The sequence below is a fragment of the Pseudomonas sp. C2.3V genome (assembly GCF_058536325.1).
Genome location: NZ_JBZUBN010000001.1, coordinates 182,491 through 200,666 on the forward strand (window position 1 = coordinate 182,491; position 18,176 = coordinate 200,666).

18 protein-coding genes are annotated in these 18,176 nt (G+C 60.4%); 11 read left to right on the plus strand and 7 right to left on the minus strand.

Going from position 1 to position 18,176, the window contains the following annotated elements:
• Window positions 1–18 precede the first annotated feature (18 nt).
• From AC4LF3_RS00910 to AC4LF3_RS00945, 8 genes are all read left to right on the plus strand, one after another.
• Window positions 19–1,095, plus strand: coding sequence for a sensor histidine kinase (locus tag AC4LF3_RS00910; RefSeq protein ID WP_125888131.1), 1,077 nt, complete (start codon window positions 19–21; stop codon window positions 1,093–1,095).
• Between the two features lie 4 nt (window positions 1,096–1,099).
• Window positions 1,100–1,846 (plus strand): LytR/AlgR family response regulator transcription factor, encoded by a 747-nt coding sequence (locus AC4LF3_RS00915; protein WP_010796535.1) that lies wholly within the window; start codon window positions 1,100–1,102, stop codon window positions 1,844–1,846.
• A gap of 107 nt (window positions 1,847–1,953) precedes the next feature.
• Window positions 1,954–2,916 carry a hydroxymethylbilane synthase gene (gene hemC, locus AC4LF3_RS00920; RefSeq protein ID WP_230382228.1) on the plus strand — a complete coding sequence of 321 codons (963 nt, stop codon included), beginning with the start codon at window positions 1,954–1,956 and terminating at the stop codon, window positions 2,914–2,916.
• Complete coding sequence (locus tag AC4LF3_RS00925; RefSeq protein ID WP_491834624.1) at window positions 2,913–3,674, plus strand: uroporphyrinogen-III synthase; 762 nt, start codon at window positions 2,913–2,915, stop codon at window positions 3,672–3,674. The genes hemC and AC4LF3_RS00925 overlap by 4 nt, the downstream gene beginning before the upstream one ends.
• A 23-nt stretch (window positions 3,675–3,697) precedes the next feature.
• Window positions 3,698–4,867: a uroporphyrinogen-III C-methyltransferase gene (locus AC4LF3_RS00930; protein WP_074821287.1), complete on the plus strand. Its 1,170-nt coding sequence runs from the start codon at window positions 3,698–3,700 to the stop codon at window positions 4,865–4,867.
• On the plus strand, window positions 4,864–6,075 hold the full coding sequence (locus AC4LF3_RS00935; RefSeq protein WP_219651460.1) for a heme biosynthesis protein HemY: 1,212 nt from the start codon (window positions 4,864–4,866) through the stop codon (window positions 6,073–6,075). The genes AC4LF3_RS00930 and AC4LF3_RS00935 overlap by 4 nt, the downstream gene beginning before the upstream one ends.
• Before the next feature lie 160 nt (window positions 6,076–6,235).
• Window positions 6,236–6,745: a disulfide bond formation protein B gene (locus tag AC4LF3_RS00940; protein ID WP_037030661.1), complete on the plus strand. Its 510-nt coding sequence runs from the start codon at window positions 6,236–6,238 to the stop codon at window positions 6,743–6,745.
• 162 nt (window positions 6,746–6,907) lie between these two features.
• A complete protein-coding gene (locus AC4LF3_RS00945) occupies window positions 6,908–7,414 on the plus strand; it encodes an Rsd/AlgQ family anti-sigma factor (RefSeq protein WP_010796541.1) in 507 nt (168 codons plus the stop codon).
• Between the two features lie 63 nt (window positions 7,415–7,477).
• Here the strand turns inward: AC4LF3_RS00945 and AC4LF3_RS00950 are convergent, their stop codons facing one another.
• A complete protein-coding gene (locus AC4LF3_RS00950) occupies window positions 7,478–8,305 on the minus strand; it encodes an aldo/keto reductase (protein WP_010796542.1) in 828 nt (275 codons plus the stop codon).
• A gap of 76 nt (window positions 8,306–8,381) precedes the next feature.
• On the minus strand, window positions 8,382–9,311 hold the full coding sequence (locus AC4LF3_RS00955) for a LysR substrate-binding domain-containing protein (protein ID WP_491834625.1): 930 nt from the start codon (window positions 9,309–9,311) through the stop codon (window positions 8,382–8,384).
• 110 nt (window positions 9,312–9,421) lie between these two features.
• Between AC4LF3_RS00955 and AC4LF3_RS00960 the strand changes: the two genes are divergently transcribed.
• Window positions 9,422–10,501, plus strand: a complete 1,080-nt coding sequence (locus AC4LF3_RS00960; protein WP_491834626.1) for a tartrate dehydrogenase — start codon at window positions 9,422–9,424, stop codon at window positions 10,499–10,501.
• A 62-nt stretch (window positions 10,502–10,563) separates the two neighbouring features.
• Here AC4LF3_RS00960 and znuB read toward each other — a convergent pair whose 3' ends face one another.
• From znuB to AC4LF3_RS00975, 3 genes are read right to left on the minus strand one after another with little or no spacing between them, the layout of a single operon-like run.
• The gene (gene znuB, locus AC4LF3_RS00965) at window positions 10,564–11,349 is read right to left on the minus strand and encodes a zinc ABC transporter permease subunit ZnuB (RefSeq protein ID WP_312271280.1); all 786 of its coding nucleotides are present in this window, start codon (window positions 11,347–11,349) and stop codon (window positions 10,564–10,566) included.
• Window positions 11,342–12,112: a zinc ABC transporter ATP-binding protein ZnuC gene (znuC, locus tag AC4LF3_RS00970; protein WP_010796546.1), complete on the minus strand. Its 771-nt coding sequence runs from the start codon at window positions 12,110–12,112 to the stop codon at window positions 11,342–11,344. Before znuC ends, znuB begins: the two co-directional genes overlap by 8 nt.
• Window positions 12,109–12,594, minus strand: coding sequence for a Fur family transcriptional regulator (locus AC4LF3_RS00975; protein ID WP_010796547.1), 486 nt, complete (start codon window positions 12,592–12,594; stop codon window positions 12,109–12,111). Before AC4LF3_RS00975 ends, znuC begins: the two co-directional genes overlap by 4 nt.
• Before the next feature lie 68 nt (window positions 12,595–12,662).
• On the opposite strand from AC4LF3_RS00975, the gene AC4LF3_RS00980 reads away from it, so the two are divergent.
• Window positions 12,663–13,598, plus strand: a complete 936-nt coding sequence (locus AC4LF3_RS00980; RefSeq protein ID WP_491836229.1) for a zinc ABC transporter substrate-binding protein — start codon at window positions 12,663–12,665, stop codon at window positions 13,596–13,598.
• Between the two features lie 71 nt (window positions 13,599–13,669).
• On the opposite strand, the gene AC4LF3_RS00985 is transcribed toward AC4LF3_RS00980, so the two are convergent.
• Window positions 13,670–14,620 (minus strand): homoserine kinase, encoded by a 951-nt coding sequence (locus AC4LF3_RS00985; RefSeq protein ID WP_491834627.1) that lies wholly within the window; start codon window positions 14,618–14,620, stop codon window positions 13,670–13,672.
• Window positions 14,621–14,742: 122 nt separating this feature from the next.
• Window positions 14,743–15,024 (minus strand): DUF2782 domain-containing protein, encoded by a 282-nt coding sequence (locus AC4LF3_RS00990; RefSeq protein WP_122041085.1) that lies wholly within the window; start codon window positions 15,022–15,024, stop codon window positions 14,743–14,745.
• 72 nt (window positions 15,025–15,096) lie between these two features.
• Here AC4LF3_RS00990 and polA point away from each other — a divergent pair, with 72 nt between their 5' ends.
• Window positions 15,097–17,838 carry a DNA polymerase I gene (gene polA, locus AC4LF3_RS00995; RefSeq protein ID WP_491834628.1) on the plus strand — a complete coding sequence of 914 codons (2,742 nt, stop codon included), beginning with the start codon at window positions 15,097–15,099 and terminating at the stop codon, window positions 17,836–17,838.
• Window positions 17,839–18,176 lie beyond the last annotated feature (338 nt).

Below are 18,176 nucleotides of genomic sequence, written 5' to 3' on the forward strand. Positions count from 1 at the left end.
GTAGTAAACACTTTGACCATGCCTATCAAATACCTGACCAAGCGCCGGCCTGCCCCGGTCGATGAGTTTTTCGTACCGGAGCTATGCGAGTCGGAAGCCCTGCTTGTCCTGATTGTGCTGGCGGAACTGCTGGTCCTGGTGCTCGTTTTGGCCGATCCCCTGACCACATCCTTCAACTGGGTACGGTTGGCGCTGGTCTCGCTGTTCGTGCAATGGAACGTGCTGCTCTCGGCCGCCGTTCTCTGCCGTTTGCGGCCTTTTCTGGCACGCCTGAAGCCGGCATTGGCTGGAGTTATCTGCTGCGCCCTGGTGGTGGGGCTGACCCTGGCCTGCACTGCCGTGGCTGACTGGCTGGAGCTGGCCGGCCCTATGCAGCAGTCCGGCGAGGTCAAGCTGTATGAGCGGCATGCCCTTATCGCGCTGATCATGTCGGCCCTGATGCTGCGGTATTTCTACCTGCAGAGCCAGTGGCGGCGCCAGCAGCAGGCCGAGCTCAAAGCCCGGATCGAATCGCTGCAGGCCCGTATCCGTCCGCATTTTCTATTCAACAGTCTCAACAGTATTGCCAGCCTGATCGCCATCGATGCCGACAAGGCTGAGCGTGCCGTGCTAGACCTGTCTAGCCTGTTCCGAGCAAGCCTGTCCAAGCCTGGAACACGGATTCGCTGGTCGGAAGAACTGGAGCTGTCACGTCGCTACCTGGAGATCGAGAAGCTACGCTTGGGAGATCGTCTTCAGGTCGACTGGCGCATCGATGGTGTGCCGGATGATCTGCCGATCCCGCAGTTGACGCTGCAACCGCTTCTGGAAAACGCCTTGATTTACGGGATTGCGCCGCGGATCGAGGGTGGATGTGTGGTGGTCGAGGCGACCTATGTCGCAGGGATATTCGAATTGTCGATGAGCAATCCATTCGATGAGCAGGCCGAGCAACATCCTCGGCCGCCAAAAGGTACGAAACAGGCTTTAACCAATATCGAATCGCGACTAACGGCACTTTTCGGCCCGGGAGCGAGTCTCAAAATCGAACGCCGTGACCAACGGCACATAACCTGTCTTCGCTATCCATGCGAGCGACTCACGCAGGAAGCCTGAGCCTATGAACGTCCTAATCGTCGATGACGAACCGTTGGCGCGCGAGCGTCTGGCCCGTCTGGTTGGGCAACTAGACGGCTATAAAGTCTTGGAGCCCTCCGCCAGCAATGGCGAAGAAGCGTTGGCCCTGGTCGAAAGCCTGAAGCCGGATATCGTATTGCTCGATATTCGTATGCCAGGTCTGGACGGGCTACAAGTAGCTGCCCGACTATGCGAGCGAGAAGCACCGCCTGCGGTTATTTTCGTAACCGCCCATGATGAATTTGCACTGGAGGCCTTCAAGGTCAGTGCCGTGGGGTATCTGGTCAAGCCGGTACGCCAGGAAGATCTTGAGGAGGCCCTGAAAAAAGCCGAACGCCCTAATCGCGTTCAGCTGGCTGCACTGACCAAGCCGCCGTCCAGCGGCGGTCCGGGGCCGCGCAGCCATATCAGCGCCCGGACCCGCAAGGGCATCGAGCTGATTCCGCTGGATGATGTCGTTTATTTCATTGCCGATCACAAATACGTGACCCTGCGTCACGGCAACGGTGAAGTCCTGCTGGACGAGCCGCTGAAGGCGCTGGAAGACGAGTTCGGTGACCGGTTCGTCCGTATCCACCGCAATGCCCTGGTGGCGCGGGAGCGGATCGAGCGCTTGCAGCGTACGCCGCTGGGCCATTTCCAGCTGTATCTGAAAGGGCTCAATGGCGATGCGTTGACGGTCAGCCGACGACATGTAGCAGGTGTACGGCGCCTGATGCAGAACCTGTGACGCTGAGGGGCAGGACCTGCCGTTCTGTGCGCACGCGCGCGGACGATTGGTCTTGCCTATCAGGCCGAAAGCGGCTTGCGACAGGAGAGCCTGTTATCATTCCGGTCATGTTTCAATCCCGGAATAGGCTCATGAACCGCGAGATTCGCATTGCCACGCGTCAAAGTGCGCTTGCCCTGTGGCAGGCCGAGTATGTAAAGGCCCGTCTGGAGGCAGCCCACCCGGGGTTGCACGTCAGCCTGTTGCCGATGACCAGCCGGGGCGACAAGCTGCTTGATGCGCCTCTGGCGAAGATTGGTGGCAAGGGCTTGTTCGTCAAGGAATTGGAAACAGCGTTGCTCGAAGGCGAGGCCGACATTGCCGTGCATTCCATGAAGGATGTGCCGATGGAGTTTCCCGAAGGCCTTGGGCTCTATGCCATCTGCGAGCGGGAAGATGCACGCGATGCCTTCGTTTCCAACACCTATTCCAGTCTGGCGGATCTGCCGGCCGGTAGCATTGTGGGTACCTCCAGTCTACGCCGTCAGGCCCAGCTGCTGGCCCAACGCCCAGACCTTGAGATCCGTTTCCTAAGGGGCAACGTTAATACGCGCCTTGCCAAGCTGGATGCAGGCGACTATCACGCCATCATTCTGGCAGCGGCCGGGCTGATCCGTCTGGGCTTTCAGGACCGCATCCGTGAATCTATCAGTGTCGAAGACAGCCTTCCGGCAGGTGGACAGGGCGCGGTAGGCATCGAGTGCCGCACGGACGATGCCGAAGTCCACGAACTCCTGAAGCCGCTCCATCATCTGGAGACCGAGCAGCGCGTCATTGCCGAGCGCGCCATGAACCGCCATCTCAACGGCGGCTGCCAGGTGCCCATTGCCTGCTATGCCATCCGCGAAGGCGAAGAACTCTGGTTGCGTGGCCTGGTGGGTCAGCCGGATGGCACCCTGCTGCTGCGCGCCGAGGCGCGGGGATCGGTTATCGACCCGTCTGCACTGGGTATCCAGGTTGCGGATGAGCTACTTGCCCAGGGCGCCGGTGACATTTTGCGGGCCGTTTACGACGAGGCGGCTCAGCCATGACGGCCTGGCGGCTGCTTCTGACCCGTCCGGCCGAAGAGTGCATACCTCTGGCGGCTGCACTGGACGAGCGGGGCATTCACAGCGCCAGCCTGCCGTTACTGGCCATCGAGCCGCTGCCTGAGACACCGGAGCAGCGCACCCTCATGCTGGATCTGGACCGCTACAAGGCGGTCATCGTGGTTAGCAAGCCGGCCGCCCGGCTCGGCCTGGAGCGGCTTGACCGGTACTGGCCGCAGCCGCCTATTAACCAGACCTGGTTCGCCGTAGGCGCCGCCACGGCGGATATTCTCGAAGCCTATGGCCTTTCGGTCATCACGCCCGACCAGAGCGAAGACAGCGAGGGCATCCTGGCCTTGCCGCAGCTTGATCAAGCCTTGCAGGAGGCTGATCCCCGCGTGCTGATCCTGCGGGGCGAAGGTGGCCGGGAAACCATGGCCGACACGCTGCGTGAGCGAGGCGTGCAGGTCGACTACCTTGAGTTGTACCAGCGCGTATTGCCGGATCATCCACAAAATGCCCTGACCGAGTGCCTTGCAGCGGAACGCCTCAATGGCATCATGGTCAGCAGTGGGCAGAGTTTCGCACACCTGCGTACCCTGGCCGGCTCTGCATGGCCGGACGTGTGTTTGGTGCCGCTGCTGGTACCCAGCGAGCGTGTGGCCGAGCAGGCCCGCGCGGCCGGTATCCAGCGTGTCATTACCTGTCATGGCGCCAGTACCGCTGCGGTACTGGCGGCGCTTGAAGAGCATCATCCTTGAATAACCGATCAAAGGAAGGACTTGTGAGCGAAACAGTCACTCCCACTGACGATGCCGTACCGGCATCTGGCGAGACCGTCAACGCGACGCCTCCACCTGCCCCGACTCCGGAAAAGCCCCGGCGTGGCAGTGCCGGGCTGGCTCTGCTGGCATTACTGGTAGGTGCTGCCGGCCTGGCGGCAGGTGGCTGGAGCCTCTGGCAGACACGGACCCTGCATGAGCAGGATCATGCCCAGCTGGCTCAGCTTGAAGATGCCCGTAGCCTGACGCGTCAGGTCGAGCAGCGTGAGCAGGCTCTGGCCGCTCAGCTGGAAAAGCTGCCCAATGCAGAAGATTTCGAAAGCCGCCGCCGGCTGATGAGCCAGCTGCAGGCCGACCAGCAGCACCTGGCCCAGCAATTCAATGAAGTGGTTGGGCAAAGCCGGCAAGTCTGGCGTCTGACCGAGGCCGAGCACCTGATGCGCATGGCCACGCTGCGCCTGACAGCGCTGCAGGATGTGCCCAGCGCGCAAAACCTGCTCCAGGCGGTCGATGAGATTCTCAAGTCGCAGAACGATCCGGGCGCCTTTGCCGTGCGCCAGCAGCTGGCGAGCAGTCAGCAGGCGCTGCGCCAGTTGCCGGATCTGGACCGCACCGGTCTGTTCGTTCGGCTGTCCGCTTTGCGAGATCAGGTACAGACGCTTGAGCCGCTGCCGCCGCGCTTTGTGCACCCCGAGGGGGACCAGCCTGGTGTCCAGGCCAGCGAGGAAAGCACGAACCGCTTCGTGCGTGCCTGGCAGCGCCTGCGCGAGCGTGTTTCCGGCTACTTCCGGATCGATTTTTCAGCGGACAAACCCATCAAGCCGCTGCTGGCTGAGGAAAGCCTGGCCCAGGTCCGCCTGGCCATGAACCTGGCCCTTGAGCAAGCTCAGTGGGGAGCACTCAATGGCAACCAGGCGGTCTACCAGCGTGCGCTGACCCAGGCGCAAGGCGTTCTTGAGGCTCACTTCAATAGCCAGAACGCTGAAAGCCGCGCGGTTCGTGAGACCTTGAGCGAGCTGGCGGACAAGCCTGTAACGCTCAATCCACCGGATCTCAGCCCGACGCTGTCGGCTCTTCAGGCGTATATCGCCCGCCGTCAGCAACCTGAATCGACTACTTCTGCCCAGCCTGCACCCCCGGCTGCGTCGCCTGCCCAGGAGGAGCAACTGTGAAACGACTGACTCTGCTGTTCCTATTTGCCGTACTGGTTGCCCTCGGGGTAGCCGTCATCATGGCGGATGAGCCAGGCTATGTGCTGTTCTCCTACAACAGCTTCCGTTACGAATCGAGCTTCTGGGGGTTCCTCGCCCTGATCGTAGCGGCCGTGATCGTCCTGTACCTGTTGCGGCTGGCCTTGTCGGCCCTTGGCGTTTCGGGCCGAGTGGTCAATCCCTGGTCGCGTTACAACAAGCAGCGCCGTGTCGCCCAGGCCGCTCATCGTGGTCAGCTGGAGCTGGCTGAAGGTGACTGGTCGTCAGCGCTCAAGCACCTGAAGACTGCAGCGGAAAGCGATGCACACCCGCTGACTCACTATCTGGGTGCCGCCCGGGCTGCCAACGAGATGGGTCAGTACGAAGAAAGCGACGCGCTTCTGCAGAAGGCCCGAGAGCGCGAGCCCCATGCCGATGTGGCCATCGGTCTGACTCAGACTCAATTGCAGATCCATCGGGCGCAGTATTCCGAGGCACTGGCAAGCCTGGCGCCTTTGCATGCAAAGTATCCCAAGCATCCCTACGTACTCTCACTGATGCAGCGCCTGTATGTGACCACGCGTGATTGGCCGGCACTGATCGGCCTGTTGCCGGAGTTGCGCAAACAGCGCGTTCTGGGCGAATCGGAATTAAGTGATCTTGAGCGCCGCGCCTGGTTGGCCTCGCTGGATGAGGTTAGCCCCATTGGCGATGAGGCACCTACACAGGCAATAGCGCGCCAATGGCAGCAGGTCCCCAGTGCGCTGAAAAGCGACGTGGAAATCGCCCATGCCTACGCGGCTCGTTTGCATGAGCTGAACCGAGAGGATGATGCCGAGGACGTACTGCGTGCTGCCATCAAGCGTAATTACGACGACCGGTTGGTCCGCCTGTATGGCTACATCAAGAGCCGTGACCCGGCCAAACAGCTGCAGTTGGCCGAGGGTTGGCTGCGCAACCGTCCAAACGACCCCGTTCTGTTGCTGACGCTGGGCCGTCTGTGTCAGACCAACCAACTCTGGGGTAAGGCGCGGGATTATCTCGAGGCCAGCCTGAGCGCCCAGCGCACACCCGAGGCCTGCGGTGAGTTGGCACGTCTTCTGACCCATCTGGGCGAGACGGATCGCAGCAACCAATTGCTGCTGGAAAGCACCGGCAGCCGCCCGACTCCTCCGGCGCTGCGGGCCTAAGAGGTGTTTATGCAGGGTCTGGTGCGCTTCTTCACGCCAGACCCTTTATCCCCCTTGCAGCACCTCTCATCCGCCCTACCGCGTATAAGCTGCTTTACTTCGCTTGAAAGGCCGCAACGCTTTCACTACCGTAGCGACCTCTATTTCTTTTGGAGCCGTCCTGCTCGTGACTAGCCCGCGTTTTATTTTTTCGCTAATCGCTATTGCTTGCGCCGTGCTCATGGCCGCCGGCCTTTACCTTGAGCACGTCCTCGGCCTTGAACCCTGCCCGCTCTGTATCGTCCAGCGGATATTCTTCATCATCGCCGGCATCCTGGCATTTATCGCGGCCCTGCATAATCCGGCTACCCGCGGCCAGCGTGTCTATGCGGTCCTGATCTTTCTGTCCTCGGCCCTGGGCGCTGCGACCGCCGGTCGGCAAGTGTGGCTGCAGACGTTACCGGCCGACCAGCTGCCTGCCTGCCTGCCCAGCCTGGATTACATGATGCAGGCCCTGCCATTCCAGGACGTTGTGCGCTTGGTTCTGCATGGCACGGCCGATTGCGCCGAAGTGAACTGGACATTGTTTGGCATGAGCGTGCCGGAGTGGAGCCTGCTGGCCTTTACCGGCTTTATTCTGCTTTCGATCTATCAGTTCTTCCGCCGCTCCCGTGGTGTCATTGTCCGATAATCGGAATGCCGTTCAGCAGGTCGCAGGGGTTGCAGTCGATCACTGAACGGCACTACTCTGCTTCGACGGTGTCCGAACAGTCTCTGGTTGGATTAACCGGGTCGAACGCCTTACGACGAAGACCGTCGGGGCTATTGTTTCGCCGCTGAGGAAGAGTTCGTCATGCTTGAACGTTGCCGAAATGCACAAGAACGTTGGGGTGGGGTGCACCAGATGATTGATCGCTGGTTGCAGGAACGTCAAAAACTGGTAACGGCATATCAAGCCCTGCAGCTAGAGCCTCAGTTGGCTCCGATGGTAAATCACAAGGGCCTTGAGCAGCTGTGCGATCTGCTCGTGGACTATGTATCGGCAGGGCACTTCGAAATCTATGAGCAACTGATGAACGAGGCAAAGGCCTTTGATGATCAGCGTGCCATGGAATTTGCCCATACCGTTTATCCACGCCTGCAGGCCTTGACCGAGGCTGCCCTGAATTTCAATGACCGTTGCGACAGTGGCGACTGCCATGAGCCGGCTCGCCTGCTGGTTGAGCTGCAGCAACTGGGCAAACTGCTCGATGAGCGCTTCGAGCTTGAAGACTGCCTGATCGAAGTGCTGCACAATTCGCATCAGTTGCAGCCAATGTCCACGCCCGGCGTGGCCGCGTCCCAACAGCCGGTCTATTGAGTGACGCGCTGATCGATGCACATGAAAAACCCCGCCTAAGCGGGGTTTTTTGTGCCCGATGGATTAGCAGAATTCTGCCGGATCCGGGCCCAGGCGCTTGCCTTCATCCAGAGCGGCGATCTTTTGCATGTCATCGCTGTCGAGGCTGAAGTCGAAGATATCGGCGTTTTCACGGATACGTTCGGGATTGGTGGATTTGGGAAAAATGATTGAGCCAAGTTCGACATGCCAGCGCAGGATGACTTGGGCAGGCGTCTTGCCATGCTTTTTCGCCAGTTCCTGGAACAAGGGATGCTTGAGCAGCTCGCCGCCCTGAGCGAGCGGACTCCAGGCTTCGGTCAGGATATTCTTCTGACGGTTCACTTCGCGCAGGTCATTTTGCTGTAGCAGCGGATGAACTTCGATCTGATTCACCACTGGGGTTACGCCGGTTTCCAGAATGATCTGCTCCAGATCTTCCTGGCGGAAGTTGGAGACGCCTACCGAGCGAACGCGACCCTCTTCACGCAGGCGCAGGAACGCTTTCCAGGTATCCAGAAACTTGCCAGCCTTGGGGCAGGGCCAGTGAATGAGGTAGAGGTCTACGTAGTCCAGCTTGAGCTTGGACAGGCTCTCGTCAAAGGCCTTGAGGGTTTCGTCGAAGCCCTGGCGCTCGTTCCACAGCTTGGTTGTCACGAAGAGTTCGCTGCGGTCGATGCCGGATTCAGCGATGCCCTGGCCTACGCCTTCCTCGTTGTTATAGGCAGCCGCTGTATCGATGTGGCGGTAGCCCATTTCGAGGGCTGAGCGGATCAGCTGGGGCGCTTCTTCGTTCGGGGTTTTCCAGGTGCCCAGGCCGAACTGGGGAATATGGTGACCGTCATTGAGTTGAAGGCTCGGAATCGAGGACATGATTACTCCTGTGTCGAGATGAAGGGAGTCGTATATTTCCGGCGGTATCGGTGATACGACCGGGGAGAAGCCGTTTCTATCCCGGCGCGTTACGAACGGGCTCGGGAGCATGGGGCAGACGCGCCTCCAACGCCTGGGCCAGATATCGGACAAAGACCTTGATACGGCGAGGCACGTGCCGGCGGTACGGGTAGACCGCGTAGATGTCGGCACGGGGTGCCTCGTACGCGGTCAGCAGCGGCAGCAGGGCGCCCGAGGCGAGGTGCTCATGGACATCCCACCAGGAGCGCAGGATCAGCCCATGGCCGTCCAGCGCCCATTGCAGGGCAACTTCTCCATCATTGCTCGACAGGCTGCCGCTGACCTTGTGGGCGTACTCACGGCCCTCTTTATGGAAACGCCAGATAGCGTAGTCGCTGCCATCCTGGCGCAGCACGATGCAGTTATGTGCACTCAGCTCGGATACCTCACGGGGCGTACCGGCGCGGCTCAGATAGGCTGGAGAAGCGCAGAGCAGGCGCGGATTGCCCAGCAGGCGATGGCCGATCAGGCGTGAGTCCGGCGGCTCGCCCATACGAATACCGATATCCATGCCCTGGTCTAGCAGGCTGAGCGGCTGGCTAGTCAGCTCAAGGGATAGCTCGACATCAGGGTACTCCTGGGCGAAGCGGGACAGGACAGGGGCGAGGTGGCGTCGTCCAAAACCAAAGGTTGCGTTGATTCTGAGCTGCCCGCGCAAGGTCTGGCGTTGGTTGCCCAAGGCGCTTTCCAGTTCCTCCAACTGCTGGAGAATCGGCCGGGCGCCCTCCAGGTACAGCTCGCCTTCTGCCGTCAGGTCAAGCCGCCGCGTCGTGCGTTGTACCAGCTGAACACCCAGGCGCTGTTCCAGCTGCGTCAGGCGCTTGCTTACTGCAGGGAGTGACAGCCCCAGCTCACGCGCCACGGCGGTAAGGCTGCCCCGTGTGGCGACGCGCTGGAAAAAGCTGAGGTCATCGATGGCGGACATGCAATTCTTTACCTGGATTCAATAATGGCTTTCGTCAAAGGCGAATTGTGTGGGTCAGGGGAGTGAATAACACTGGCCGGACTGTGTATCAACTACAAGAGGATTCGCCCATGAGCACGCCCTGTTACCGGATTGCAGTCATTCCCGGCGATGGCATCGGCAAGGAAGTCATGCCTGAGGGCATTCGGGTCATGGATGCCGCTGCAAAGGCATTCAACCTGACGCTGCAATGGGACTGGTTTGATTTTGCCTGTGCGGATTACTACGTGAAGCACGGCAAGATGATGCCGGACAACTGGTTCGAACGGCTCAAGGGCTACGACGCGATTTACTTTGGCGCGGTGGGCTGGCCCGAGGTGGTTCCTGATCATGTCTCCTTGTGGGAGTCGCTGCTGAAATTCCGCCGTGACTTCGACCAGTACGTGAACCTGCGCCCCTGCCGCCTGATGCCGGGCGTGAGAAGCCCGCTGGCCAACCGCAAGCCGGGTGATATCGATTTCTATGTGGTGCGCGAGAATACCGAAGGCGAATACTCCAGCATCGGCGGCAAGATGTTTGCTGGCACCGAGCGCGAAGTGGTCATGCAGGAAACGGTCATGAGCCGTATCGGGGTTGATCGCATCCTCAAGTTCGCCTTTGAGCTGGCGCAGCGGCGTCCGAAAAAACACCTGACCTCGGCCACCAAGTCCAACGGCATTTCCATCACCATGCCTTACTGGGACGAGCGGGTGGAAGCCATGGCGGCAGGCTATCCAGAGGTCAAGGTCGACAAGTACCACATTGATATCCTGACGGCGAATTTTGTGCTGCATCCGGACTGGTTCGACGTCGTCGTGGCAAGCAATCTGTTCGGGGACATTCTTTCCGACCTTGGCCCGGCCTGCACGGGTACGATCGGTATTGCGCCTTCGGCCAACATCAATCCGGACCGCCGCTTCCCCAGCCTGTTCGAGCCCGTCCATGGCTCGGCGCCGGACATTGCAGGCCAGGGGATTGCCAATCCCATCGGGCAGATCTGGTGCGGCGCGATGATGCTGGAGCACTTGGGCCACCATGACGCTGGCGCGGCAGTACTGGTTGCCATCGAGACCGTTCTGGCAAAAGGTCGGGACAATGCACCGCTGACACGGGATATTGGCGGGACGGGAACGACCGAGGCGCTTGGCAAGGCCATTGCCGCGCAGTTCTAAAGAGTGTTCTCTGACCAATAAAAAAGCCCCGCCTAGGCGGGGCTTTTCAGGTCCAGTGACGCTTACGCCCGTCGGGGCAGGGTAAAGCTGAGCAGGAAGAGCGCTGCGGCCGAGACCACGATGGATGGACCGGCAGGCGTGTCCTGATACCACGACAGCGATAGGCCCAGACACACTGCAATGATACCCAGCACACTGGCGCCAAAGGCCATCTGCTCAGGACTGCGGGCATGGCGCTGCGCGGCAGCGGCGGGAATGATGAGCAGCGACGTGATCAGCAGGACGCCGACGATTTTCATCGCGACCGCAATCACGATGGCAATGAGTAGCATCAGGGCCATACGGATTGCCGTGACCGGCAGGCCTTCCACCTGAGCCAGCTCCTCGTGGACGGTAATGGCCAGCAGGGGTCGCCAGAGTGCGGCCAGCGCGGCCAGTACGATCACGCTGCCGATCAGAATCCACCACAGATCGCTCTGGCTGACGGCAAGCAGATCCCCAAAGAGATAGCTCATCAGGTCGATCCGTACGTCCTTCATGAAGGACAAAGCCACCAGGCCTAGCGACAAGGTGCTGTGGGACATGATGCCCAGCAGCGTATCGGCGGCCAGGCCCCGGCGGCGTTGGAGCAATACCAGGAGGACAGCCAGAACGACGCAGCCAACGGTAACCGCCAGGGTCGGGCTGACATCAAGCAAAAAGCCCATCGCCACACCGAGCAGGGCTGCGTGGGAAAGGGTGTCGCCAAAATAGGCCATACGTCGCCAGACCACGAACGAGCCCAGCGGCCCGGCAACAATCGCCAATGCAAGCCCGGCGAGCAAGGCGTAAAGAAGAAAATCAGCCATGCTTGCAGTGTTCACCATGGACGTGGGGTTTCATCACGACGCCGCCATGCAGTTCATGGGCATGGTCGTGGTGATGGTGGTAGATCGCGAGGCTGCGCGCGTCCTGGCCGAACAGTTCGACAAAGGCCGGATCGCCGCTGACCTGCTCAGGATGGCCGGAGCAGCAGATGTGATGATTCAGGCAGACGACCTGATCAGTGGTGCTCATGACCAGATGCAGGTCATGGGAAACCATCAGCACGCCACAGCCGTAGCGGTTGCGTAATTGGGTAATGAGCCGATAGAGCTCCGCCTGACCGCTTACGTCCACACCCTGGACCGGCTCGTCGAGCACTAGCAGCTCGGGCTTGCGCAAGAGCGCACGGGCCAGCAGCACGCGCTGCAACTCGCCTCCGGAAATGGTTTGCAAGGGGCTGTCGAGTAAGTGATCTGCACCTACCTCGGCCAGGGCGCTGGCGGCACTTGTACGGTCTACACCCGGCACGAGCCGGAGAAAACGCAGTACAGAGAGCGGAAGCGTTGCATCTACGTGCAGCTTTTGCGGCATGTAGCCAATCGTCAGGCGTGGCTGACGCCAGACGCTGCCAGTATCCGGCTTGAGCAGACCCAGTACGGTGCGCACCAGTGTTGTCTTGCCGGCCCCGTTGGGCCCGATCAGCGTGACGATTTCGCCACGCGTGAGGGTCAGGTTTACCTGATCAAGAATGTTCTGCCCGGAAAAGCGCACGCCCACATCGGACAGCTGGATCAGCGCATCGCTCATTGAGCGTCCTGGCAGGCAGAGCAGAGGCCGATGACTTCGACCGTCTGGCCTTCGACCTTGAAGCCGACCGTGCCGGCACCTGCCTGAATAGCCTCATGAATGGCAGGCTGTTCAAGCTCGATCGCCACATGGCAATGGCGGCAGATCAGGAACTGACCCTGGTGGGCATGCCCTGGGTGATTGCAGCCAATAAAGGCGTTCAGGGAGGCGATGCGGTGCACCAGGCCGTTTTCGAGCAGGAAATCCAGCGCACGATAAACGGTCGGCGGTGCAGCACGGCGGCCGTCCTGCTCGCTGAGAACCGCCAGGATGTCATAGGCCCCGAGCGGCTTGTGGCTTTGCCAGACCAGCTCCAGCACGCGGCGGCGCAGGTCGGTCAGGCGTACACCGGACTTCGTGCACAGCGATTCAGCCTCACCCAGCGCATGGGTGACGCAATGGGAATGGTCATGCGGGCGAGAAGCCAGAGGGATACTCGTCATTGAAATGAGCCGTTTATGAATAGGGACGTTATTATATTGCAAACGTACTGCTTTGAGACCCTTCCGTGATCCGATCCCTGATTGCCGGCGCTCTGTTCGGCCTGACCGCTTTTGCAGCCTCGGCCCATGCCGAGGTCAACGTACTGACCAGCATTAAACCCTTGCAGCTGATTGCCGCGGCGGTGCAAGAGGGTGTCGATACGCCCGATGTCCTTCTGCCACCAGGCGCCTCCCCGCATAACTACGCCCTGCGGCCTTCCGACATACGGCGCATCCGCGAGGCGCAGCTGTTCTATTGGGTAGGGCCGGACATGGAAGTCTTTCTCAAGGATGTGCTGCCCGGCCGGGACAAGCCCAGCGTCGCTATACAGGAGCTACCTGATCTGCACCTGCGGCGCTTCGTCAATTTCAGCGCCGAAGCAGATCACGAACACGACCATGGCCATGACGAAGCTTTCGAGCACGACCATGACCATCGTCCCGGCTCCATCGATGCGCATCTCTGGCTCTCGCTGAACAACGCACGTGTGATCGCTGCCAGGATGGCAGCTGATCTTTCGGCCCAGGACAGTGCCAACGCCGACCGCTACAAGGCGAATCTGGCAGCCTTCAATCAGCGGCTCGACCGCCTCGATGGCCAGCTCAAGCAGGATCTGACGCCCTTGATCGGCAAGCCGTATTTCGTCTTCCATGAGGCCTTCGACTACCTCGAGGAAGCCTACGGCCTGTCACACCGTGGTGTATTTGCCATCAGTGGGGATGTGCAGCCGGGCGCCCGCCATGTTGCCGCCATGCGCGCCATGCTCAAGAGCGCCGGGCCCACTTGTGTCTTTACCGAGCCGCCGCTGCGCCCACGTCTGGCCGATACGCTAAGCCAGGGCCTGCCAGTCACGCTGTCCGAACTGGATCCGCTGGGCGCTGATGCGCCAGTCAATGCCTCCGGTTATGAGACGCTGCTGACCAACCTGACGGGCAAGCTGACGGATTGCCTGGGTAAAATTTAGGCAAAGGCGATTTTGACTAGCTGAGTCGTTGAGGCAGGGGCTTCGTACACAGGACGAAGCCCTCGAAGAGCTTACAGCGACATGGGGAGCCGCAGCGCAACACTCTGGCGCTGGGCGAGACGGTGCTCGAACTCGGCAGGGTCGTGGATCAGCACATCCTGACCGGCAAAGGCCTTGGCGGCAATCAGGCGGGACAGCCAGAAGCGTACACAGGCAATCCGCAGCATGACCGGCCAGAGTTCGACTTCGAGCGGCGTGAAGCGGCGCTTGGCGGCATAGGCGGCCAGTAATGAGCGGGCGCGCGGCTCGTCGAGCGAGCCGTCTTCGCGGGAGCACCAGTCATTCACCGTGATGGCGAGGTCATAGAGCATCCAGCCTGAGCAGGCATTGTAGAAGTCGATTACGCCAGACAGGTGCGGCCCGTCGAACATCACGTTGTCGCGGAACAGGTCGGCATGCAGGTTGGCGCATGGCAGGCTGGGGTTTCGCTCCTGCAGCGCGCGAATCTCATCCAGTGTGTTATGCAACATCGCCTGGGCCGATTCGGGTAGCTCGTTTGCCAGTTGTGGGCCCTGCTCCAGCATCCAGGCAAGACCCCGGTCGCTTGGGCGCTCGATGATTCGATCGCGTGTTGCCAAGTGGATGCAGGCCAGCAGCGAGCCGACTTCCTGGCAGTGATGAGGGTTCGGTGCGCGCTCATGCTTGCCCGGTAGCCGCGGCTGCAACAGGGCAGGCTTGCCCTTCAGGGTCCGTAGCCCGTCTCCCGCCTCGGTGCGCAGCGCATACGGCACTGGCAGATCGGCTTCATGCAGCACATCCAGGAGCTGGATGAAAAACGGCAGATCGGCTGCCGGACCGCGCTCGACCAGCGTTAGCACGAACTCACCGCCTTCCAGGCTGATAAAGTAGTTGGTGTTCTCGGACCCTTCGGCAATACCGTGAAAGTCGCGCAGGCGGCCAAGGCCGTAGTCTGCCAGGAAAGCTTCAAGCGTCGGGCGGTCGAGCGGGGTAAAGACGGACATGGGGTGAAGCTTTCCTCAAAGCGTCATGGACGAGAACGGCCTGCAAGCCGAAAAACGGCGGGCAGTTTACCGCCTGCTGCCGCCTGAGGAACAGCCACCCGTACCGACAGGGCCGAATAAAATCACCAGCGGAAGATTTCCCATTGGGGAATCAGCATGTCGGGCTGGTCCGAGCGGATGAAATTGCTGTCGCCATCGGCGCGCACCAGAAAATACGGCTTGCCGTGCTTGGGAGTGATTTTGATGGCATACAGAAAACCGTTCACGCGGTATTCCTGGATGGTCTTGTCGCCATCATGACGGATGGTCACGTCCGGCTCGGGCGAAGGGTCCTCCTGGGCCAGTACGGGTACGATGGGGGCAGCTAAAAGACCGATGAGTAAAAGTCTGCTGAGCACTCGCATGGTAACCTTGTCCTTTTGAATAGGTCAGAGGAAATTCTACCTCTAGGCCTCGCGAAAAGGTTGATCTCGCTCATGAGCCAAGCGCCTCTCGTCCTGGTGGACGGTTCCTCCTATCTCTACCGTGCCTTCCATGCCCTGCCGCCGTTGATGACATCGACCGGCCGGCCGACCGGCGCCGTGAAAGGCGTCCTCAACATGCTGCTGTCCCTGCGCAGACAATACCCGGACAGCCCCTTTGCCGTAGTCTTCGATGCCAAGGGCCCAACGTTCCGCGATGAACTCTTCGCCGACTACAAGGCCCATCGCCCGGCCATGCCCGATGACCTGCGCAGTCAGGTCGAGCCGCTACACGCCTGCATTCGCGCCCTGGGCCTGCCGCTGCTCAATGTGGAAGGTGTCGAGGCGGACGATGTGATCGGCACTTTGGCCCGCAGCTGCGCAGCCGCTTCTCGTCCGGTGGTGATTTCCACAGGCGACAAGGACATGGCCCAGCTGGTCTGCGAGCATGTCACGCTGGTCAACACCATGAGCGGCAGCGTGCTGGACGTCGAGGGTGTGAAGGAGAAGTTTGGTGTGGGGCCTGAGCACATTATCGACTTCCTGGCACTCATGGGCGACAAGATCGACAACATTCCCGGCGTACCGGGCATTGGCGAGAAGACGGCCTGTGGCCTGCTCAACGGGATTGGCGGCGGCCTGGACGCGCTGTATGCCAATTTGGACAAGGTGGCTACGCTACCGATCCGCGGCGCCAAGTCGCTGGCGGCCAAGCTCGAGCAGCACCGCGATCAGGCGTATCTTTCGTATCAGCTGGCAACCATCAAGATCGATGTTCCGCTCGACGTAAAATTCGATGAGCTGATGCCGGAGGAACCTCACCGCGAAGCGCTGATCGCCCTGTACAAGGAAATGGAATTCAAATCCTGGCTGGACGACCTGCTGCGGGAGGCCAAGGACAGCGGCGAACCGCTGCCACTGGGTGAAAGCGAGCAGGCGACACTGGAGCTCGATTACCAAACGGTCCTGACCCAGGACGAATTCGACGCCTGGCTGGAAAAGCTGAAGGCGGCCGACCTGTTTGCCCTGGACACCGAAACCAACAGCCTGGACGCTCATCAGGCGGATCTGGCCGGTATCTCGTTCGCGGTAACAGCAGGCGAGGCGGCCTATGTGCCGGTTGCGCACAATTACATGGGGGCGCCCGCCCAGCTTGACCGTGACGCCGTACTGGCTGCGCTCAAGCCATTGCTGGAAGACGAGACCAAGCTCAAGATCATGCAGCACGGCAAGTACGACAAGAACGTCTTTGCCCGCTATGGCATCACCCTGCGCGGCATTGCCTTCGACACCATGCTCGAATCCTACGTGCTGGACGCCACCGCCACCCGTCATGACATGGACAGCCTGGCGCTCAAATATCTTGGCCATAGCACCATCCGCTTCGAGGACATTGCCGGCAAGGGCGCCAAGCAGCTGACCTTCGACCAGATTGCCCTGGAGCAGGCCGGCCCTTACGCCGCCGAAGATGCTGACGTTACCCTGCGCCTGCATCAGGCCCTCTGGCCCAAGCTGGAGGCCGTTCCGGCGCTGGCCAGTGTGCTGAAAGACATCGAGATGCCACTGGTGCCGGTACTGGCGCGTATCGAGCAGAACGGGGCCTATGTGGACCGCGATCTGCTTGGCGTGCAGAGCCGCGAGCTGGGTGAAAAGATGATCGCCCTGGAAAAAGAGGCCTACGAATTGGCCGGCCAGGAGTTCAACCTGGGCTCGCCCAAGCAGCTCGGCGAGATCCTGTTTGTGAAGCTAGGCCTGCCGGTGGTATCCAAGACCGCGTCCGGCCAGCCGTCCACGGCTGAAGCGGTGCTTCAGGAGTTGGCTGATCAGGACTACCCACTGCCCAAGGTCATCATGCAGCACCGCTCGATGAGCAAGCTCAAGAGCACCTATACCGACAAGCTGCCCCAGCAGATCAACCCGCACACCGGGCGTATCCACACCTCTTATCATCAGGCGGTGACGGCGACGGGACGGCTGTCTTCGTCTGACCCGAACCTGCAGAATATCCCGATCCGCACCGCCGAGGGCCGCCGCATCCGTCAGGCCTTTATCGCGCCCAAGGGATACAAGCTGATGGCGGCGGACTATTCGCAGATTGAGCTGCGCATCATGGCGCATCTGGCCCAGGACGAAGGCCTTTTGCATGCATTCCAGAACGACCTGGACGTACATCGTGCCACGGCTGCCGAAGTCATGGGCGTAAGCCTGGACGAGGTAACCAACGAGCAGCGTCGCCGCGCCAAGGCGATCAACTTTGGCTTGATCTACGGCATGAGTTCGTTTGGCCTGGCCAAGCAGATCGGTGTGGATCGCAAGGAGGCCCAGGCCTATATCGACCGATACTTCCTGCGTTACCCCGGCGTGCTGGCCTACATGGAGCGCACCCGCGCCCAGGTCGTGGATCAGGGCTATGTGGAAACGCTGTTTGGCCGCCGTCTGTACCTGCCGGATATTCACTCCAAGAACCAGAACATCCGTCGTGGTGCCGAACGTGCGGCGATCAACGCACCCATGCAGGGCACGGCGGCAGACATCATGAAGCGCGCCATGGTGCGTGTGGATGACTGGCTACAGCGTTCGGGTATTGATGCCCGCGTCATTTTGCAGGTACACGACGAACTGGTACTGGAAGTACGGGAAGATCTCGTCGAGACCGTCCGTGAAGAACTCTGCCCATTGATGAGTGGTGCGGCTGAACTGGACGTACCGCTGCTGGTGGAAGCAGGCGTTGGCTGTAACTGGGACGAGGCGCACTAAGAGGGCAACGCAGAAGGCTCCGCTGGGGCCTTTTGTAGCCTTTTATGGCGAAATAGTGGCTAAAAGGAGCGAATTGGCCAGTATCTTGAGGTTCAGGAATGAGTCTTCGAAAAAATAACAAGCGGTTATGACATTTTTTCGATGAACGGAGAACTTTTGTGAAGCCGTTCTGTCTGATTTTGTGAATGGCTTGGAGAAGCCCTTCGATGCTCCTTTGCTGTTTAGTGTTGGCAGATTAACGGACCCCGCCCTAGCGGTCCGAACTTAAACCCCGATCTTTTCCCCTCCCCAATGAAGATCGGGGTTTTTTTTGCGTCTGGAAAAGTGCGGCAGAGGTT

What these genes read in the sequence shown, in the direction of transcription:
- AC4LF3_RS00975 (WP_010796547.1), bottom strand. Translation starts at nt 12,594, where the DNA reads ATGACGAGTATCCCTCTGGCTTCTCGCCCGCATGACCATTCCCATTGC.
- znuB (WP_312271280.1), bottom strand. Translation starts at nt 11,349, where the DNA reads ATGGCTGATTTTCTTCTTTACGCCTTGCTCGCCGGGCTTGCATTGGCG.
- AC4LF3_RS00955 (WP_491834625.1), bottom strand. Translation starts at nt 9,311, where the DNA reads ATGTCCGCCATCGATGACCTCAGCTTTTTCCAGCGCGTCGCCACACGG.
- polA (WP_491834628.1), top strand. Translation starts at nt 15,097, where the DNA reads ATGAGCCAAGCGCCTCTCGTCCTGGTGGACGGTTCCTCCTATCTCTAC.
- AC4LF3_RS00910 (WP_125888131.1), top strand. Translation starts at nt 19, where the DNA reads ATGCCTATCAAATACCTGACCAAGCGCCGGCCTGCCCCGGTCGATGAG.
- znuC (WP_010796546.1), bottom strand. Translation starts at nt 12,112, where the DNA reads ATGAGCGATGCGCTGATCCAGCTGTCCGATGTGGGCGTGCGCTTTTCC.
- hemC (WP_230382228.1), top strand. Translation starts at nt 1,954, where the DNA reads ATGTTTCAATCCCGGAATAGGCTCATGAACCGCGAGATTCGCATTGCC.
- AC4LF3_RS00925 (WP_491834624.1), top strand. Translation starts at nt 2,913, where the DNA reads ATGACGGCCTGGCGGCTGCTTCTGACCCGTCCGGCCGAAGAGTGCATA.
- AC4LF3_RS00950 (WP_010796542.1), bottom strand. Translation starts at nt 8,305, where the DNA reads ATGTCCTCGATTCCGAGCCTTCAACTCAATGACGGTCACCATATTCCC.
- AC4LF3_RS00945 (WP_010796541.1), top strand. Translation starts at nt 6,908, where the DNA reads ATGCTTGAACGTTGCCGAAATGCACAAGAACGTTGGGGTGGGGTGCAC.
- AC4LF3_RS00915 (WP_010796535.1), top strand. Translation starts at nt 1,100, where the DNA reads ATGAACGTCCTAATCGTCGATGACGAACCGTTGGCGCGCGAGCGTCTG.
- AC4LF3_RS00990 (WP_122041085.1), bottom strand. Translation starts at nt 15,024, where the DNA reads ATGCGAGTGCTCAGCAGACTTTTACTCATCGGTCTTTTAGCTGCCCCC.
- AC4LF3_RS00960 (WP_491834626.1), top strand. Translation starts at nt 9,422, where the DNA reads ATGAGCACGCCCTGTTACCGGATTGCAGTCATTCCCGGCGATGGCATC.
- AC4LF3_RS00985 (WP_491834627.1), bottom strand. Translation starts at nt 14,620, where the DNA reads ATGTCCGTCTTTACCCCGCTCGACCGCCCGACGCTTGAAGCTTTCCTG.